This is a genomic window from Flavobacterium sp. Leaf82 (assembly GCF_001422725.1).
Taxonomy (GTDB): domain Bacteria; phylum Bacteroidota; class Bacteroidia; order Flavobacteriales; family Flavobacteriaceae; genus Flavobacterium.
This window is the reverse complement of the sequence record NZ_LMMA01000032.1, coordinates 796,972-814,676: the sequence shown is the minus strand read 5'-3', so window position 1 is coordinate 814,676 and position 17,705 is coordinate 796,972. Positions and strand designations below refer to the sequence as shown.

At 33.9% G+C, this 17,705-nt stretch carries 17 protein-coding genes; 6 read left to right on the top strand and 11 right to left on the bottom strand.

Annotated features, from left to right (window positions below; all coding sequences use genetic code 11):
* Positions 1–18: 18 nt before the first annotated feature.
* Both ASF10_RS18085 and ASF10_RS18080 read right to left on the bottom strand, forming a co-directional pair.
* Positions 19–588 (bottom strand): Crp/Fnr family transcriptional regulator, encoded by a 570-nt coding sequence (locus ASF10_RS18085; protein ID WP_056252076.1) that lies wholly within the window; start codon positions 586–588, stop codon positions 19–21.
* A 35-nt stretch (positions 589–623) separates the two neighbouring features.
* A complete protein-coding gene (locus ASF10_RS18080; RefSeq protein WP_082472464.1) occupies positions 624–1,601 on the bottom strand; it encodes a Gfo/Idh/MocA family protein in 978 nt (325 codons plus the stop codon).
* A gap of 140 nt (positions 1,602–1,741) precedes the next feature.
* Between ASF10_RS18080 and ASF10_RS18075 the strand changes: the two genes are divergently transcribed.
* On the top strand, positions 1,742–2,110 hold the full coding sequence (locus ASF10_RS18075) for a winged helix-turn-helix transcriptional regulator (protein ID WP_056252069.1): 369 nt from the start codon (positions 1,742–1,744) through the stop codon (positions 2,108–2,110).
* Positions 2,111–2,122: 12 nt separating this feature from the next.
* Here the strand turns inward: ASF10_RS18075 and ASF10_RS18070 are convergent, their stop codons facing one another.
* Positions 2,123–2,503: a winged helix-turn-helix transcriptional regulator gene (locus ASF10_RS18070; protein ID WP_056252063.1), complete on the bottom strand. Its 381-nt coding sequence runs from the start codon at positions 2,501–2,503 to the stop codon at positions 2,123–2,125.
* Between the two features lie 113 nt (positions 2,504–2,616).
* On the opposite strand from ASF10_RS18070, the gene ASF10_RS18065 reads away from it, so the two are divergent.
* Positions 2,617–3,141 carry a hypothetical protein gene (locus ASF10_RS18065; protein WP_056252060.1) on the top strand — a complete coding sequence of 175 codons (525 nt, stop codon included), beginning with the start codon at positions 2,617–2,619 and terminating at the stop codon, positions 3,139–3,141.
* A gap of 104 nt (positions 3,142–3,245) precedes the next feature.
* Here ASF10_RS18065 and ASF10_RS18060 read toward each other — a convergent pair whose 3' ends face one another.
* From ASF10_RS18060 to ASF10_RS18040, 5 genes are all read right to left on the bottom strand, one after another.
* Positions 3,246–3,701, bottom strand: coding sequence for a response regulator (locus ASF10_RS18060; protein ID WP_056252056.1), 456 nt, complete (start codon positions 3,699–3,701; stop codon positions 3,246–3,248).
* A gap of 1 nt (position 3,702) precedes the next feature.
* Complete coding sequence (locus ASF10_RS18055; RefSeq protein WP_056252054.1) at positions 3,703–5,232, bottom strand: sensor histidine kinase; 1,530 nt, start codon at positions 5,230–5,232, stop codon at positions 3,703–3,705.
* Between the two features lie 399 nt (positions 5,233–5,631).
* Positions 5,632–6,630 carry a VOC family protein gene (locus ASF10_RS18050; RefSeq protein WP_056252050.1) on the bottom strand — a complete coding sequence of 333 codons (999 nt, stop codon included), beginning with the start codon at positions 6,628–6,630 and terminating at the stop codon, positions 5,632–5,634.
* 40 nt (positions 6,631–6,670) lie between these two features.
* The gene (locus ASF10_RS18045) at positions 6,671–7,528 is read right to left on the bottom strand and encodes an SDR family oxidoreductase (protein WP_056252047.1); all 858 of its coding nucleotides are present in this window, start codon (positions 7,526–7,528) and stop codon (positions 6,671–6,673) included.
* Positions 7,529–7,696: 168 nt separating this feature from the next.
* A complete protein-coding gene (locus ASF10_RS18040; protein ID WP_056252044.1) occupies positions 7,697–8,275 on the bottom strand; it encodes a Crp/Fnr family transcriptional regulator in 579 nt (192 codons plus the stop codon).
* 363 nt (positions 8,276–8,638) lie between these two features.
* On the opposite strand from ASF10_RS18040, the gene ASF10_RS18035 reads away from it, so the two are divergent.
* Together ASF10_RS18035 and ASF10_RS18025 are read left to right on the top strand one after the other, a co-directional pair.
* Positions 8,639–8,881, top strand: a complete 243-nt coding sequence (locus ASF10_RS18035; RefSeq protein ID WP_056252040.1) for a hypothetical protein — start codon at positions 8,639–8,641, stop codon at positions 8,879–8,881.
* A gap of 694 nt (positions 8,882–9,575) precedes the next feature.
* Entirely contained in the window at positions 9,576–9,950 is a 375-nt protein-coding gene (locus ASF10_RS18025; protein WP_056252034.1) for a response regulator, read from the top strand.
* A gap of 45 nt (positions 9,951–9,995) precedes the next feature.
* Here ASF10_RS18025 and ASF10_RS18020 read toward each other — a convergent pair whose 3' ends face one another.
* The gene (locus ASF10_RS18020) at positions 9,996–10,232 is read right to left on the bottom strand and encodes a hypothetical protein (protein ID WP_056252032.1); all 237 of its coding nucleotides are present in this window, start codon (positions 10,230–10,232) and stop codon (positions 9,996–9,998) included.
* Positions 10,233–10,403: 171 nt separating this feature from the next.
* On the opposite strand from ASF10_RS18020, the gene ASF10_RS18015 reads away from it, so the two are divergent.
* A complete protein-coding gene (locus ASF10_RS18015; RefSeq protein ID WP_056252030.1) occupies positions 10,404–13,691 on the top strand; it encodes a chemotaxis protein CheB in 3,288 nt (1,095 codons plus the stop codon).
* 24 nt (positions 13,692–13,715) lie between these two features.
* Positions 13,716–14,144 (top strand): hypothetical protein, encoded by a 429-nt coding sequence (locus ASF10_RS18010; protein WP_056252027.1) that lies wholly within the window; start codon positions 13,716–13,718, stop codon positions 14,142–14,144.
* Between the two features lie 90 nt (positions 14,145–14,234).
* Here ASF10_RS18010 and ASF10_RS18005 read toward each other — a convergent pair whose 3' ends face one another.
* Both ASF10_RS18005 and ASF10_RS18000 read right to left on the bottom strand, forming a co-directional pair.
* Positions 14,235–15,074, bottom strand: a complete 840-nt coding sequence (locus ASF10_RS18005; RefSeq protein ID WP_056252281.1) for a DUF4249 family protein — start codon at positions 15,072–15,074, stop codon at positions 14,235–14,237.
* A gap of 4 nt (positions 15,075–15,078) precedes the next feature.
* Complete coding sequence (locus ASF10_RS18000; protein ID WP_056252025.1) at positions 15,079–17,697, bottom strand: TonB-dependent receptor; 2,619 nt, start codon at positions 17,695–17,697, stop codon at positions 15,079–15,081.
* Positions 17,698–17,705: the final 8 nt, after the last annotated feature.

Below are 17,705 nucleotides of genomic sequence, written 5' to 3'. Positions count from 1 at the left end.
GAGAATTAAACAGGTATCTTATTTATTGTTGGAGTAAAGCCTGCTAAGGGTTTCACGGCTTACACCGAGATATTCAGCGATATATTTTTTAGGGATTTTTTGCATGAGATTGGGATAAAGATCTGCAAATTCTTTATAACGCTGCTGCGGATTATTAGAAAGTAACGAGATCACTCGTTGCTGAAGGGCAATATATCCTTTGGTTAATTTTACTCTGAAAAAGTGTTCCATTTTATGAAGTGTGACTGAGAGTTTTTCCCTTCCGTCAAGTGTAAGGCATAAAACCTCTCCTGCCTCCATACAAACCACATACATATTTGCAGGTTTTTGATTGAAATAAGAAATGTAATCAGACATCCACCAATTTTCTGTGGCAAATTGCACAATGTGTTCTTTACCATCTTCGTCCAGATAAAAAACCCTGAAAATACCGCTCATAATGATGTACTCATATTTAGCATCATCTCCTTGCTGAATAAGATATTGATTTTTTAATACCTTTCTTATGGTAAAAAATGGTTTGATCGACTCAAACTCTTCATCACTTACGGGTATAATTTCTTCAATATGTTTTCTAAGCTTCTCCATAGATTATTTTTACATTTTCAAAGATAAAAGATTTATTATCTTTTAATAACATCCAGAATATTTAAAATAGTTGCTGTGTTATCCACAGATTGCTGCATCAACATGATCTGTTTTTCGCTATCATAATTGGTACAATAATTAGCAAAAGATTCAGCTTCAAAAAATAAACCACTGCCAGATGGAACTTCGATTTTCTCTAATTCATAATTCCAGTCTAAACCTTTTTTTACCTCAATATACGCCGTATTGGGTTTTGTAATATTATTGTAACCTGCCATAATAATACCATTGGATCCTATTACACGAACATGGCGATGCGGAGCAGCATTAAAATTACAATTTAACTGCGCCGTTATTCCGTTTTCAAATCGTAGCATTGCAGAAACAGAAGTATCTAATCCCTGATCGTTAAAACTGCCAAATGCTACTATTTCTTTCGGGTTTTCGCCTGTAATTTCACGAATAATACTAACCGGATAAGCTCCTGCGTCCCACATTACGCCACCGCCAAGTTCCGGATTCAGTCGTATATTACTTTCGGCATTATCAACAGTAAAACCAAAGTCGGCATAGATTTGTGCTACTTCGCCAATAGCGCCCTCTTTTATCATTTGCAGCATCAAAATAGTCTGGGGTTGAAACTTATACGGAAAACCTTCCATTAAAAATACATTGTTGCGTATGGCTTCTTCATACATTGCCTTTACATCTTCGACAGTTAAGGCTATTGGTTTTTCGCATAAAATGTGTTTTTTTGCCTGAGCCGCTTTTATTACCCATTCTGCATGCAATGTATTAGGCAATGGTATATAAACCGCTTCTATTTCAGGATCTTCAAGAAGTTCCTCATACGAAGCATACGCTTTTTGAATACCAAATTCAGCTGCAAAAGTTGTGGCTTTTTCTAAGCTGCGACTTGCAATTGCTGTGATTTTAATTGTCGCTGAATCTTTTAAAACTTCTGTAAATGAGCGCGAAACATTCGCTGTGCCCATGATTCCTATTTTTAGCATATCTTCTAAAATTTGTCGGTTTTTGTTACATTTAACCGTGTTAAGGAAGCAAAAGTAGCAGTATGATTTCGTCCTGAAAAGTACTTACCATTTGGTTAGGTATTCACATATTAGTTAGATTTGCAGAAAATTAGATCGTTATGAACGAAAAAAAATTAGAAAAAAATACAATCGGGGAAAACTATACAGATGGTGATGCTTATTTTTCCTGTCATGTTGAACTTGCCAACAAAAGTATCAGCGGAAAATGGAAAATACTTATTTTATACAGATTGTCCCTGAGTCCCGTAATACGATATACTGAACTAAGAAAAGAAGTAGGAACAATTTCTGAAAAAATGCTTGCAAGTCAGCTTAGGGATCTTGAAAATGATGGTCTGGTTCAAAGAACCGTTTATCCTGTAGTTCCGCCTAAAGTTGAATATAGCCTTACAGAAAGCGGAAAAGGTATTATTCCGGTTATTATAGCTTTGAGAAATTTTGGCTGTTTTTTAAAACATCGATCTTAAAAAATCCTTCGTTTATTCTGATACAAATTCTCCTTTTTGGGTTACAATCTGATTTCCCCAATTTGTGATCGCTTCCAGGGCAGGAATAAAAGTCTTGCCAAAATCGGTCATTTCATAAATAACTTTGATCGGAGGTTTTTCTCCATATACATTTCGGGTTACTAATCCGTCTTTTTCAAGCTGTTTTAGCTGTAAACTCAAAGTCATTTCGGTTACTAATGGAATCTCTTTTCGTAATTCACTGAATCTTTTTTCAGTGTCTTTTAAATGGTAAAGAATTACAGCTTTCCATTTTCCGCCAATTAAATCCATTGCAAGGCTTACGGTACAAGGATAAATTTTGCCTTCTACTTTTACATGATTCCCTACACATTCTTCGCCTTTTTTTGCCATCACTTTCTTTTTATTAGCCCTATCTATTTTGATAGTTATTGCACAATCAGATAACTATAAATAATTTTGCAACTATAATTTTTATAGTACAAATTTAAAATAAAAAAATAGTTATGCAAAATTCAATAATATGGCCTGAAAAATATCTTCCGGGAACAACTGATAATTATTGCTCGAATGAAGTTATCGTTGCAGGTTTAACGACAAATGATATCTGGCCTTATCTTAGTAATCCTTTTGCCTGGCCAAAATATTACAGTAATTCGTCTGACATCGCATTTATAAATAAAGAAGATCTATTATTTTATGATACGGCGCGATTCAGATTCAAAACTTTTGGTTTTCCTATAGAAGCACAAATAACAGAATTCATCGAACCTAAACCGGGTGAACCTGCCCGAATAGCTTGGCATGGCTGGGCTGAAGGAGATTCTGAAACAAGATTAGATGTTATTCATGCATGGCTAATCGAGGATTTACCAGGCGGAAGAGTCAGAATCTTAACGCAGGAATCTCAAATTGGCAAACCGGCACAAGAGTTGGCTGTTGCCAAACCAAACCCAATGATCAATGGACATCAGGACTGGCTGGACGATTTGGTTAAAGCTGCTAAAGAAAAATTGACAATTGAACCTTAAAAAAGTTTTAAAAACTATATTTAATAGGATATAACACAAATAAAATTCTTAAAGTTTACTGTATTAATCGTTTCGATTTTTATTGTAAACTTTTCTTTGAATGATTAGCTACAAGCAAAAATATGATCAGAATTGGTGGCTTGCAAATTAAAAACGGCTTCTCTTAAACCAGCTCCCAAATTTGATGTAATCGTATGCAATACGTGTTTTAAATCATTGAAATTATTAGGTTTTACAAAATAACAAACGGCACCAAGATCTGAAGCGATATCCATGTCTTTTCTATGCGACGAAGTAGAAATCATGATTACAGGTATATCCTCATAACGCTTGTCTTTTTTTAAGAACTTAAGACAATCCCAGCCATTCATAACGGGCATATTAAGATCCAGAAAAATAAGTTCCGGTTTTTCTTGTAGCTCATCGAGTATGCGAAGCGCTTCACTGCCATTATCTGCGCAATGGCATACAATGTTTTTATTTATTTCTTCTAGTGCCTCACAAAACATTTCTGTATCATCCATGTCATCATCAGCCAGTAAAATTATTTTTTTATCCATTTTAAATATCTGCGTCTTTTTGTTTTAAAGGAAGTGTTATAATAAATTTGGCGCCTTCGCCCGGAGTACCTTTTGCCTGAATGCTGCCTCCGTGGCGCTCTACTATTTTTTTACAAAGAGAAAGTCCTAATCCGGTTCCTTCGTATCTGTCTTTGGGATTAAGTCTGGTGAATGTTTCGAATATTCGTTCTGCATGATCGGGCTCAAATCCTATTCCGTTATCGACGAGTGTAATTTGGGCGAAATTCGTTTCTTGTTGCTCTTTTTGTGCGGATATAGTAATGCTTGGCGGTAAATCTGTATTCGCAAATTTTATAGAATTATTGATAAGATTATAAAATAGCTGATACAGTAAAACCGGAGCGCCTTCAAGTGTTGGAAGATCCTGATAATGAATTTTTCCTTCTGTCTTCTGTAGGGAAACTTCTAAATCTGTTTCAATATTTTTAATGACTTCATTCAGGTTTACCAATTCTGGTTTCTGGATATCTCCATTTATAGTAGAATAAGCCAAAACTCCGTCTATCATTGTAAACATACGATCTGTTGCAACCTGAATTCTTTCCATAAAACGTATTGCAGTTGCATCTAATTTATCTTTAAGATGTTCTTCAAGCCTACTGGTAAATGTTTTTATTTTTCGAATTGGCTCTTTCAAATCGTGAGACGCTACGTGAGCAAATTGCTGCAGGTCTCCATTAGAACGCTGTAATTCCTTGGTGCGGTCTGCTACTAGTTTTTCCAGTATTTCTGCAGCCTGTTTCGACTCGGTTATATCACGTGTTATTCCGGCGATCGACTCTACTTCGCCATTGTCTTTAAAAACAGGAGTGAGAATATAGTCGTAAACCCGACTTCCTAATTCAGCGTGAGGAAAAGAAACGGTTCCTCTTATTGCTTTTTTATTAGCAACTATATCATCTATTTCGCGTTCATGCATTTGCGCATGCCACTCTTCATAACCATTATCACGCAGACCAAAACCTATCGCATCTTCTGCAGATTTCCCCCACATACTTAACAAAGCCTGGTTAGCATAACTAAATTTGTAGTCAAGGTCAAATACATACACAAGATCCGGCGTATTACTGGTAATAGAATCGTAGAGACGTTTTTGTTTCTCAACTGCTGCTAACGCTTCATTAAGATTAATTTCTGTCTCTTTGGTTTCAGTAATATCTTCTGTGGTTACGACCAATAAATTATCCTGTCTTACAACAGTAAAATGAAACCAGCTTTTTATGCCGTCGCCATCATACCATCGTTCAAAATTAGCGGTAACACCGGTTTCCGCTACGCTAATAAATTTTTCAAGTATGTCTGTCTGTTTTACTGAGGGAAAAACTTCGCTGTAGAGTTTGTTTTTATAATCTCTATTATCGATCGTAACAAGTGCTGCCGGATTAAATAATAGCATTAAAAAATCTTCTACCCTGTTTTTGTCGTTGTATACAGCTTGCATCACGGCGATTCCGCTCGAAGCCGAGCTAAAAACGGTTTTAAAAAGGTCTTTATTTTCGGTTAGCTCCATCGTTGCTTTTCTGGGTCTTTAAAAAAGTGAATATATTTTATTATCAAACTTAACTGTCTTTATGGAGCAGTTGTTTTTTATGCTGACGCTTTAGCTTTAAACACTTTTCTGTTTACCAGAAATTATAGCAATGGGCGATTGATCTTCAACAAAACCAGAGGCTTTCCTTTTAACCAAAATAATAGCTAAATAAATAAAATTACCGCGAATATGCAATCAAATAAAAATAAATCTGATATAAAAAAGCATGATTATTTTGATTGTAGGAATGAAGATTTCTCAGATTTATAAAATTGTATCTGATAGCTGCAATCAGAAGAATAGAAAACCAGAAAAGCCCTAAATATTTAGGGCTTTTCTGGTTTTGTTTTTTATTACTGTATGATAAAACTTAAGCAATTATTTCGCGTCTACGAACACATATAGTTTTTGAACTTTACCATTTTCAATCACAAATAAATCCATACCGCTTACTGTTGCAGGTTTTGCTTTTGAGCCAAATTGCCAGTAAAGACGTGCAACATTATGATTTGTCTCAACGGATTTAACTGTAAATTTAAAATCCGGATTTTTTTGCTGTAATCCAATAATAAAGGAATTTATTTCATCGTTTCCTACCGCAATAAAGTTGCGATCAACCATTTCTATATCAACAGCATAAATTTGGTTTAGTAATGAAGTACGTTTTGCCTGATCTTTTTCATTCCAGACTTCAAGATGTTTTTCGATTAATGCTTTGTTCTTAACAGCATCAAAATCATTTGTATTTGGTTTATATGCGGCTGCATTTTTTGGTGACCATAATACTGTTTTAGGATTTGATTTTTCATAACCTTTTCCATTGGGATATGAAACAAGTTCCATTTTAGAACCCCACGGAGTTTCAAAATAAACCCATGATTCTCCTGCTGTATCTCCTGAAGGAGTAAGAAAGGGTTCGCCTAATATTTTGACACCTTTGCTTTTAAGGTATTTTACCGCAACCTGAATATCTGCAGTATAAAAAGCGATATGAGATGCTCCCGCATCATCTGCATTAGGATGTACGTGACTGCCTTTATTATCATCATATTGAAATACTTCGATACTGGCTCCGGTTCCGGCATTGATCATTTTTATGGTTACCGCGCCAGTTCCGGGATTAATATGGTTCAGGTCTTTCCAGGCTGCATCAAGCGGAATGGGACCAAGTTGTGTTACGGGTGTAAAACCCAATACATTGCTAAAAAAGTCCACCGCATTATTAAGATCCGGAACATTTATTCCCACGTGATCAATTCCTATAATTCCTGCGTTGTTTTGTGCCGCTGCTTTTTCTGAAGTTGAAAAAAATAAAACGAGGTTCAGTAAAGCAATTGCTGAAGTTTGTAATTGATTTGATTTATTATTTGTTTTCATGATGTATATATTTTGTTATTAAAATGATATTTTTTTTAAATTAATTACTGTAAGCTGCTAACCATTTTGCTTTAATTTCTGCACGCGCCTGAATAAATTCTTTGTCTGTTCCCTGAGCAATTGCATCTAATGGAAAACGTAATGGTCGCTCTCCTTTTTTCATGTTAACCAACTCAAGAATTCCATCCGCTATGGTTTGCGGGTTCATATCAAACTGTGCCATTTTGCCAAATAATGCAGCTCCCAATGCGTTGAATTTGTCTGTTGCAGCGTCTCCATACTGATCTAAGATTTCTTGTTTATCTGCATGAATACCTGCTTTTGAGCCGTTATTCATTTCTGTAGGATATACGCCGGGTTGTATGCTTACGTTTTCAATTCCGTAATCTGCAAGTTCATCCTGTAGTCCTTCGGTAAAACTTTCTACCACAAGTTTAGATGCGATATAAGGAATCATAAATGGCAGCGTATGTCCACTTGCGCCGGTAGTAATGTTAATGATTAATCCGTTTTTAGCTTTTCTCATAGAAGGAAGAACTGCCTGATACGTGCGAAGTACGCTGTAAACATTTACATCGAACATTTTACGCATCTGATCGATAGAATATCCTTCAAGTAAACCAAAACCGCTTACTGCAGCATTATTTATAAGGACATCGATTTTGCCGTATTTACTAAGTACTTTTTCAAAGGCATTGTTTACAGAGGCGTCGTCTGTAATATCAATATCGACTACTTCAATATTTGGCAATGAAGCCATTTCTTTTGCTGCGTCAGCATTTTTATCTTTTGTGTTGCGCATTCCTGCAATTACTGAATGCCCTGCATTTGCTAATGTTATAGCTGTAAGTTTACCAAAGCCTGTACTTGTACCTGTAATGAAAATTGTTTTTGACATGATTTCTAATTTTTAAATGTTTATAAAGTTTGTTTCTTTTGAACATTACAAAGTTGCGCAGATTGCAAAACCTGTACATTGATTAGAAATAAGTAAAAACTTGATATAGATCAAGTCATCGAAATACAGCATAAAAAAAGGAGCTTAGAAGCTCCTGATACATTATCACTATTTTTTTGCGGTTTGTTTCCGGATACGGCTTAATGTTTCCGGCGTCATGCCCAGATAAGAGGCAATCATAGTTTGCGGAATACGCGAAGCAAATCCCGGATATTTATTTATAAAGTTCAAATATTTTTCTTCGGCAGTAAAACTTAACGATGCCTGAATTCTATTTTGTGCTGCTATAAAGCTTTTTTGCAAAATTGTTTGTACCATAGTATTAAAGGCTGGTATTTCGCGACAAAGCAATTCAAAATTTTCATGTGTAAACAATACAAGTTCACTATCTTCGATAGCATCTATATTAAAACGTGATGGCTGCTGAAACATTAAACTTTCACGATCGCCTGTCCACCAGTTTTCTATGCTAAAACTATTAATATGTTCACTCCCCTTTTCATCTACCGAATAAGTGCGCAGACAACCTTGTGTAATAAAAGCATCATATTTCCAGATATCCCCTTCTTGCAGCAGATATTGTTTTTTACGAAGCTTTTTTATAATAGCAAATGACTTTATATAGTCTGACTCTGATGGTGTCAGCGTTGTTTTATCGTCAATATATTTTTGAAATATTTCATACATAGACCGTAAAATTATATAAAAGTTCCTGAATTGTCATTAGGATTATTTCAGGAATTGTAAAAAAAATTAGAAATTGTTTTCGTAAAATAAAACTTCATTATAAGTGAAAGATTCAGAGACATCATAAGATTGTCAAGTTGATATATACTAAAAATCAATCTGTGATTTAATGCTAATATCCTGAATAATCTTAACCAGATTTTTTGTAATAACCTGTAAATTATATAACTTTTTAAGTGTTTAAATGTAAAATAAATTCATGCAACCCAATTATATTTATGACAAAATCATATTGTGACTGACTAAAACTTGTAGTAAAAACAGTTGTTTCTCATACAAAAAGTAACTTAAAATAAATGTAGCATGAATTATGAAGAAAAAGAAAATCACAATCGGCATGATAAGGATTTTCAAAAAATTAAAAAAAGTACAAGAACTAATGATTTAAATTCTTCTTCCTTATATCATTCCATAACTATTGGAGGTGAACATGAAATTTGTAGACATTTCAAAAATAAATGTAATACTATTAAATGGGATGATGAAGATTTATTTAAACCTAAAAATGACGATAATTTTGATCGTAAAGACACATGCGACTTATAAGTATTTGCGATTTTACCTTGCATAAAAATATAAACCCTCCTAGTTATCTACTAATAATCCATGGATAGGGGAAGTATTTTTTTCCTAATCAATAATCTTTCTCTATAATCTTAATTCTTTTTACTCTTTCTTCTATAATCTCATTTCTAAAAATCTTCCCTCTATACTCTTTCTTCTTTACTCTTTCTTCTATACTCTCTCCTATTCACTCCTCTTGCAAAAAAAACATGGAAATTATATAACAAAAAAATGAAATTATATAAACTCGTATTTAGTCATGATTTTACATTTACGAAAATTAATTGAAAATAACTTTAAGAAAGGAATTATGAAAATGCTAAAAATTAAGATTATTTTGACCATTATTTTAATTACAATTTTAAATGCAAACTGTGCCCCACATTGCGATGACGAAGATTACGCACGCGATAAACAAGAGGCTGCACATTATCAAAAGGATTCACTTTACGTAACCATAGTGGATTAATTTCTCTACAATTTTTTTAGGAAAAGCTTGTTGTGCCATATAACAAGCTTTTTTTACCCCTTAAAATCAATAATTATGAAAATATTCTTACTATTCATCCCTCCTGTGTAAGTTTTTGATTCCTCATAACAGAATTATGTTATTTGACCACAAGTTTCTAAAGAATTACCCCTTGCAAATTGTGCTAAAATCAACAATCAAATCATTATGAAATATAAAAACATTCTACAAATAGATGACGATTATGATGACTGCAATTTCTTTTTAGAGGCACTTGAAGAAGTTTCTGCAGCTGCTTATACAGCAATTCATAATCCGGTTAATGCTTTGCAACAACTTATAAATAATGAAATTCGTCCTGATCTTATTTTTCTTGATATCAATATGCCTTTTATGAATGGCATGGAACTATTGACTGAAATAAAAAAGAGAGAAATAATAAAAAACATTCCGGTAATCATATTTTCGACATCGATACCTCTGGATATAAAAACCAAAATAAGAGATTTAGGCGCAATAGATTTTTATACTAAACCCAATGATTTTAAAGTACTGAAAAATCTATTAAAAAATTTGACATAAAAAAACCTGTAAAACACAGGTTTTCGAAAATCTCTATGACAGATATTAATTCGGAATTGAATCTCTTCCGATTGTGGTTGTTTTAGCTTTATGCTTTTTCGCCGGTTTTGTTTTTATTGAATCAGTTTTATAAGTCGATTTTTTTTCAACCTTAGTTTTCGTAGTACGATTAACAATTGTATCTGGCTTAGATTTTGCTTTTTTTGTTGTTTTGGTAGTCTCCTGGGCAAAACCATATCCCATAACTCCTAACATTGCGATTGTAATAAGCATATTTTTCATAGCATTGATTTTTAATTAATTACACGTTTTAAGATCCTTGATATTCGCAAATTTTATAAATATCAAAACCTTAATTTTATATAATTTTACGCAGATTTTACATGATTCCCATTTTTTGAATATTATTATTATAAAAGACTTTATAACTTTGATTTAAAATAGTAACACCTCATGAAATCACCTGACAATCAAGAACCTAAAAAGTCTAAACAGGATTTTCCTGTTGTTGGTATCGGCGCATCTGCCGGAGGATTGGATGCTTTTAAAAAATTATTAAATGCAATACCGGATAAATCGGGAATGGCATATGTTCTGGTACAGCATTTATCACCGGATCATCCCAGTAATCTGGTCGAAATTTTATCACCACATACTAACATTCCGGTACATGAAATTATCAATGATATCAATCTGGCACCCAACCACGTTTACATAATCCCGGAAAACACCAATTTGGTTGCAGAAGATGGTATTTTAAAAATACATCCCAGAACGAGAAATGAAAGAAAAAATGCCTCGATTGATATTTTCTTTGAATCATTGGCGCAAGTTCATAAGAGTTTTGCGATTGGTATAATTCTTTCGGGTACCGCTTTTGACGGGACTTTTGGATTAAAAAAAATCAAGGAACTTGGCGGTGTGACAATCGCTCAGGATCCTGAAACTGCTGCTTTTAAAGGAATGCCCCAAAGTGCTATTGAAGCAGATACTGTCGATTATATACTTGCGCCTGAGCTGATACCGCAGCAATTAATTGAGATTCAAAAAAGCTACAAGATTAACCATGCGTACACCGAACAGGACCATGTATTAAAAAATGAAGAAGAAGTATTAAACTTAATTACGAATCTTATTTTATTAAGAACCGGAAATGATTTCAGTCATTATAAACGTCCTACAATAAGACGCCGCATTTCCAGAAGAATGGTGATCGCCCGCAAAGACACTTTACAGGATTATTACTATTATCTTAGAAATGACAAAACAGAGCAAGATCTACTTTTTAATGATTTTTTGATTCCGGTTACGTATTTTTTCAGGGATACCAGTTTTTTTGACTCTTTGCCGGAATTGGTTTATCCGCAGCTGATCCAGAATGTATCCAACAATAATATACGCATTTGGGTTGCAGGATGTGCCACTGGTGAAGAAGCCTATTCTATCGCCATAAGTATTCATGAATTTCTTGCCGAAAAAAATAATAAGGATATAAAGGTTCAGATTTTTGCCTCGGATATTTCTGAAAAATTCATCTCAAAAGCCCGAACTGCTATTTATTCGGCACAGGATATACAACAGGTTTCGCCAAGTAGGCTTCAAAATTATTTTACAAAACATGACGGAAATTATCATGTCAATAAGGTAATACGCGAAATGTGCATTTTTGCAGTTCACAATTTTATAAAAGATCCGCCTTTTGCACGTATTAATTTAATTTCCTGCAGAAATGTATTGATATATCTTAATCCTTTTTTGCAAAATAAAGTATTGAGTTCTTTTCATTATTCACTAAAAGAAAAGGGAATTTTATTTCTTGGAAAATCAGAAACTGCATACAACGCGCATAGTTTGTTTGAACCTATTGGGATAAATGAAAAAATATACATTCGTAAATCTGCTTTTACCAGATATGTTCCTGATGCTTTAAAACCCATAAATCTAAGTATAAACAGTGAAATCGAATCATTTGAAAAAAGGAATTCGGCTGAAACTGATTTTAGAAAAATTGCTTCTGATATTTTATTTTTACAATATACTCCGGCAAGCGTTATTATAAATGAACAGCTCGAAATTGTACATTTTCACGGAGATACCAGTTTTTACTTGCTGCCTTCGCCGGGAAAACCTAATTTTAATGTGCTGAAAATGGCTCGTGAAGGAATTAGTTTTGAACTTCGTAATGCCATTTTAAATATAAAAAAATACAAGAAAAACGTCTTTAAGGAGAATATAATTGTCAAAAATCAGCCTTATACAGCTTCGTTTGAAGTCGTTTTAATTCCTGATGATGAAGAGCATATAATGATTCTTTTTTACAAAAAAACAATTGCTAATTTAGTAGACGGGGATAAAACCACAAGAAAAAATTCTAATCAAAAGCGAATTGTTGAGTTAGAAAATGAATTGATACAGCTTCGCGCAGATATCAAACGTGTAACCGAAGAACAGCAAACTGCCTTTGAGGAACTTCAATCTACGAATGAAGAATTACTGAGCAGCAGTGAAGAATTGCAGGCGATGAATGAGGAACTGGAAACCTCAACGGAAGAATTGCAATCGAATAATGAGGAATTAATGTGTGTCAATGACGAATTAGTAGATCGTCAGGAACAATTGATTTCGATGAGAAATTATTCTGATTCTATTTTTAAAACTATTCGGGAACCTTTATTAATCATTGACAGGGATTTTTTTGTAAAAAGTGCCAATCCTGCTTTTTACAAATACTTTCAAACGACAGAAAAAGAAACCGAAGGGCATTCTTTTTTTGAAATTGGGGATTGTCAATGGGATATTCCGGAATTTAAGGATCTAATCGTTAAAATGCTGGGAGAAAAAGCATCAATCGAAGATTTTCAGGTTCATACAATGTGTAAAGGAATTGGCAAAAAAATCATGATGGTAAATGCCAGACGAATTTTAAACGCAAAACCCGCCGGAATGATTCTTCTGGCTCTGGAAGATACCACTGATGTTGTTATTGCGAATGAACAGCTGACGATTAAAAATCAGGAATTACAAAAATATAACGAACAGCTCGAAACGTTTAGCTCTGCTGCAAGTCATGATCTGCAGGAACCGCTTCGTAAGATTCATATATTTTGCCAGCGAATTATCGATCATGAAAAAAACTTGTCAGAAACGAGTAAGCACAATCTGGACCGAATGTTATTTGCGGTAACGAATATGAGTCAGTTAATTGCTGATCTTATCGATTATACCCGAATAAACTTTGTAGAAAAAGAGTATAAAAAAACAGATCTGAATGTACTTTTAAAGAAAACAATGTCTGATATTAAGGATATTGTTTTAGAAAAAAATGCTGTGATTGAGATTGCGCCGTTTCCGCAGTTAAAAGTAATACCGTATCAAATACAACAGCTTTTTACCAATTTAATTCTCAATGCTGTTAAGTATACAAAAGAAGGCGTTGTGCCTCAAATTAAAATCGAAACGCAAAAATCTTCAGTAGATGAAATTCTGGAGATTGGAGGAAACAAGGATATTGATTATCTCAAAATTTCTATAAGCGATAATGGTATTGGGTTTGATCAGGAATTTGATGCTAAAATTTTTGAACCTTTTTATCGCTTGCACAACAATAACCAATATCACGGAAGTGGACTTGGATTAACTTTAGTAAAAAAAATCACAGACAATCATCACGGATTTATTAAAGTGAGAAGTAAAGTAAACGAAGGAACTGTATTTTATGTTTATTTACCCATGCAGCTATAAAATAATCAACGCAAATTAAACAATATGAATAAGATAGAAACAAGCAATTTTAGCCGGCTTATTGGAATTTGGGTAACTAAAGGAACTATTTTAGCTGACAATGCAGAGTTAATTGGTATTGATACTTATGAATATATTTTGAACGGAAATTATATTCTGCATAAAGCTGATGTAAAAATGGGTAATGAAAGAAGTCAGACTTTCGAAATTATTTCTTTGGGAAATTCTCCAACAAGGGCAAAAATGCAATACTACAATTCTAAAGGTCAAAGTGGTTCCATGACCGGTTACCTGACCAAAAATATTTTTAAAATTAGAAGTTCTGACATGAGATTTGAAGGTAAATTTAATGAGGAAAGCACCGAATTAATTGGAAAATGGTTCGTGAAAGAAAACGATAAATGGACTAATTTTATTGATCTGAAGCTTAAAAAGCAAAAAGAATCTGTGTAGAAACTGCCTTATTATTATCAGGCAAAAAAAAATACACCTGACATGCGTTTTATGCCAGATGTATTTACAAATCAACCTTCAATTAAATTCTTATTTTACTGTATAGAGAACATGATTGGCTTCGTATAACCTGAAGTAGCCCAATGCAAAATTATCCGTATCAGTTGTATTAATTATATTGCCTCTAATATTGCCCGGTACCGCACCAAAAGGGTTCGAACTTGCCGCTTGCAAAATTAAATTCATGTAATTATAAAAGTTCTTGGAAACACCGCGATGGGTTATTTCCATAATTTTTCCCGGTTTTAAATCAGTACCTCCAAATTTTTCGTTTATTTCATTTCCATTCACAAATTCATCATTTGATAAATTGTGTTCCGGATAACCCAGATAATCTGCTTTGTAATCCGTCAGATAATAATTGACCTGATCTGCCGGATCTTTATAATAAAATGATACTACAATAAAATCGGGTCCTGTTATATCCGGCATTAACTCCTGCTCTATTTTGTCTATTGGCGATACAGAAACTAATTTTTCTGTAGCGGTTAAACTTTGTCCATCAACTTGTACAAATAATTTATATTCCATATTAATTACCGGAACAAAATTCGTACAGACATATAAGCCCGGTTCAGATTCATTGAATGTAAAAATATCCCCGTTAATATTTTCGACCCTTACCTGTGCTCCTGAAACCTTTGGTACTTCGGCACTGTAATAAGGTGCCATTCTTGTTATTTTTATAGATTGCTGGCTGCCGTCAGTTCCTTTTTCCCACATTATCTCAGCGTCGATCACTATTTTGGGATCTCCGGCTTCTAAATCAAGTTCAACAACCTTATCGCAGGACAAAAAAAGTAAAACAAACAGAAGACTAAATAAAGTAAATGCTTTACTTTTTAAATTGTATTTTTTTAATCGTAACATACTATTAAAATTTAAAATTATAAGAAACACCAGGTACTAATCCGTAAATAGATAATTGTCTGGACTCATTGACTCCCGTATCTTCATTTTGTGAGAACGTCATCGATGCAGCATTTTGCCTGTTATAAAGATTATAAATACTAAATACCCAATAGCTTTGCCATCCTTTCTTTTTATCCGGTTTAGGCGTATAAGTTGCGCCAACATCCAGGTGATGATATGCAGGAAGCCTGTTCGCATTTCTCAACGTATAATTAGGTATATTTCTTCCTCCAAATTCATAATAACCGTTTGGATATGTTACCGGCTGACCTGATTGTAAAGAGAAATTAGCATTAAAAGACCATTTAGGATTAAACTCATAATTTGCAGTAACATTTAGATTATGCAATTTATCGTATCCTGATAAATACCATTGACCATTGGCGATACCCGGTTCTTCTGGAGTTCTGCCAGGCGTTTTTTGTTCAGCTCTGGATAAAGTATACGAAACCCATCCTGTAAAACGACCGGTATTTTTTCTAAATAACAACTCCATACCATATGATCTGGCTTCTCCGTTCAGGATGTCCTGTTCGATATTATTGTTACCTAATAAGTCTGCGCCATCAATATAATCGATACGGTTTTGAATCTTTTTATAAAATAATTCACCTTCAAAAGAGTACACACGTTCCTTAAAATTCCTGAAATATCCTACTGCATATTGATCCAGCAACTGTGGTTTTGTAAAAGGTCCGCTTGGTGTCCAGATCGTCATAGGCAACGGAGCGCGGGTATTTGCTAACATATGAATGTATTGCGCCATTCTGTTGTAGCTTGCCTTTACAGAAGTTTCATCATTAAAAGCATAAGACAATGCCAATCGTGGTTCAAGGTTATCAAATTTACTGATGGTTTTTCCTTTTCCGTAATAACTACTTCCGGTTGGTGTTCCTTCTTCATAAATATGATATAAAGGATTGTAAACCACAGATTGTCCGTTTTCATACGTACTGATATTTTCGTTACCTAAGCGATAAAACATACTGTAACGAAGACCGTAACGAAGATTCAGTTTTTCTGTAATCTGATTTTCAACATCCAGATAAGCAGACGTTTCTAAAGCATATTTTTTGTCTAATTGATTGTAATTAAAAGCCGAATCACTGCCATAAGGCTTTATAGTTCCCGGATTAAAATCATAATACAAACCATCAATACCATAGTTAAGTTTAAAATTGTCTGATATCGTTTGATTCCAGTTGTATTTAAATCCGTAGTTGGTAATTTTACTATTCCATTCAAATTTTTGAAATGGTATTTGCAGATTAAATTTATAATCGCTGTAAAAAACAGAAAGGTTCGTGTTTAAATTGTCTGAAAATTTATGTTTCCAGCTAAACGTTCCCATTGTATTCCCGTAAGTGGTATTGAAAAAATTGTTTATATCAAATAAATCATTTCCCATATAACCGGAAAAAGCAATTGTATTATTGGCGCCCAATCGGTAATTGAACTTGGCATTAATATCATAAAACATAACAGAACTTTTGATATCTGTAAGTTTTAAAAATAAATGCGCATAAGAAGCACGTCCTGCAATAATAAACGAACCAACATCTTTTTTTATAGGCCCTTGCACCATAAGTCGGCTTGAGATAAGACCAATACCTCCGCTTACTTTATAATCCGTAAGATCTCCGGTTTGCTGACTTACATCAAGAACCGAGGAAACGCGTCCGCCAAATTTAGACGGAATTCCGCCTTTGTATAAATCCAGTCCGCTTACGACATCTGCATTAAAAATAGAGAAAAATCCAAACATATGAGAATCTCCATAAACCGGAGCACCGTCTAAAAGAATCAAATTTTGGTCAGCAGCACCTCCCCTAACATTAAATCCTGACGAAGCTTCGCCGGCATTTGTAACACCCGGCAAAGTCAGTAATGATTTTAAAGGATCCGGTTCGCCCATTGCAGTCGGTAGCCTTTTAATCTCAGCCATCGAAAGTTTATTCACACTCATTTGAGTATTTTTTACATCAACTGCCTTGCTTGTTGTTATAACTACCTGCTCTAATTCATGACTGTCTGACTCCATGCTAAATTTCATTTTTTCATCGTCAGAAATCGTAATCTGCTTTTCTTTATTTTTTAAACCAACATAACTAATCTCAACAGTATAACTGCCATTATCAAGTTCTATAGAAAAATATCCGTTTGCATCCGTTATAACACCGGTAGAAGTTTCTTTAATAAAAACATTAGCACCAATAACCGGTTCTCTATTTTCGTCAAGAACCTGACCTGTTAGCGTGTTTTTTTTTTTAGCTGATGCCGCTTTTGTAGTTTTTTGCTTTACAAAGATATTATTGCCTACAATCGAGAATTGAATCGATGCACTCTTGTTCAGTTCATTGATTATTTCTTTTATTTCGGTATTTGTAAAGGTGCGTTTTTGGGTAAAATATTTTTGACTTGTATTAATTTGATCCGTAAAAGCAAATTTAAAATCCGTTTGACCTTCTATCTGCTTAAAAAATTCTTTTAATGTTACAGTCTGGTCTGTCGTTACGGTTACGTTTTGAGAAAACATACACCAACTGAATAAAAAAAAGCATGCTGAAATTATATGCTTCATGAAATTTT

Coding starts and splice junctions, on each gene's coding strand:
- ASF10_RS18080 (WP_082472464.1), bottom strand. CDS start 1,601: ATGCTAAAAATAGGAATCATGGGCACAGCGAATGTTTCGCGCTCATTT.
- ASF10_RS18060 (WP_056252056.1), bottom strand. CDS start 3,701: ATGGATAAAAAAATAATTTTACTGGCTGATGATGACATGGATGATACA.
- ASF10_RS18040 (WP_056252044.1), bottom strand. CDS start 8,275: ATGTATGAAATATTTCAAAAATATATTGACGATAAAACAACGCTGACA.
- ASF10_RS18070 (WP_056252063.1), bottom strand. CDS start 2,503: ATGGCAAAAAAAGGCGAAGAATGTGTAGGGAATCATGTAAAAGTAGAA.
- ASF10_RS18005 (WP_056252281.1), bottom strand. CDS start 15,074: ATGTTACGATTAAAAAAATACAATTTAAAAAGTAAAGCATTTACTTTA.
- ASF10_RS18075 (WP_056252069.1), top strand. CDS start 1,742: ATGAACGAAAAAAAATTAGAAAAAAATACAATCGGGGAAAACTATACA.
- ASF10_RS18065 (WP_056252060.1), top strand. CDS start 2,617: ATGCAAAATTCAATAATATGGCCTGAAAAATATCTTCCGGGAACAACT.
- ASF10_RS18045 (WP_056252047.1), bottom strand. CDS start 7,528: ATGTCAAAAACAATTTTCATTACAGGTACAAGTACAGGCTTTGGTAAA.
- ASF10_RS18025 (WP_056252034.1), top strand. CDS start 9,576: ATGAAATATAAAAACATTCTACAAATAGATGACGATTATGATGACTGC.
- ASF10_RS18000 (WP_056252025.1), bottom strand. CDS start 17,697: ATGAAGCATATAATTTCAGCATGCTTTTTTTTATTCAGTTGGTGTATG.
- ASF10_RS18050 (WP_056252050.1), bottom strand. CDS start 6,630: ATGAAAACAAATAATAAATCAAATCAATTACAAACTTCAGCAATTGCT.
- ASF10_RS18015 (WP_056252030.1), top strand. CDS start 10,404: ATGAAATCACCTGACAATCAAGAACCTAAAAAGTCTAAACAGGATTTT.
- ASF10_RS18055 (WP_056252054.1), bottom strand. CDS start 5,232: ATGGAGCTAACCGAAAATAAAGACCTTTTTAAAACCGTTTTTAGCTCG.
- ASF10_RS18020 (WP_056252032.1), bottom strand. CDS start 10,232: ATGAAAAATATGCTTATTACAATCGCAATGTTAGGAGTTATGGGATAT.
- ASF10_RS18010 (WP_056252027.1), top strand. CDS start 13,716: ATGAATAAGATAGAAACAAGCAATTTTAGCCGGCTTATTGGAATTTGG.
- ASF10_RS18035 (WP_056252040.1), top strand. CDS start 8,639: ATGAATTATGAAGAAAAAGAAAATCACAATCGGCATGATAAGGATTTT.
- ASF10_RS18085 (WP_056252076.1), bottom strand. CDS start 588: ATGGAGAAGCTTAGAAAACATATTGAAGAAATTATACCCGTAAGTGAT.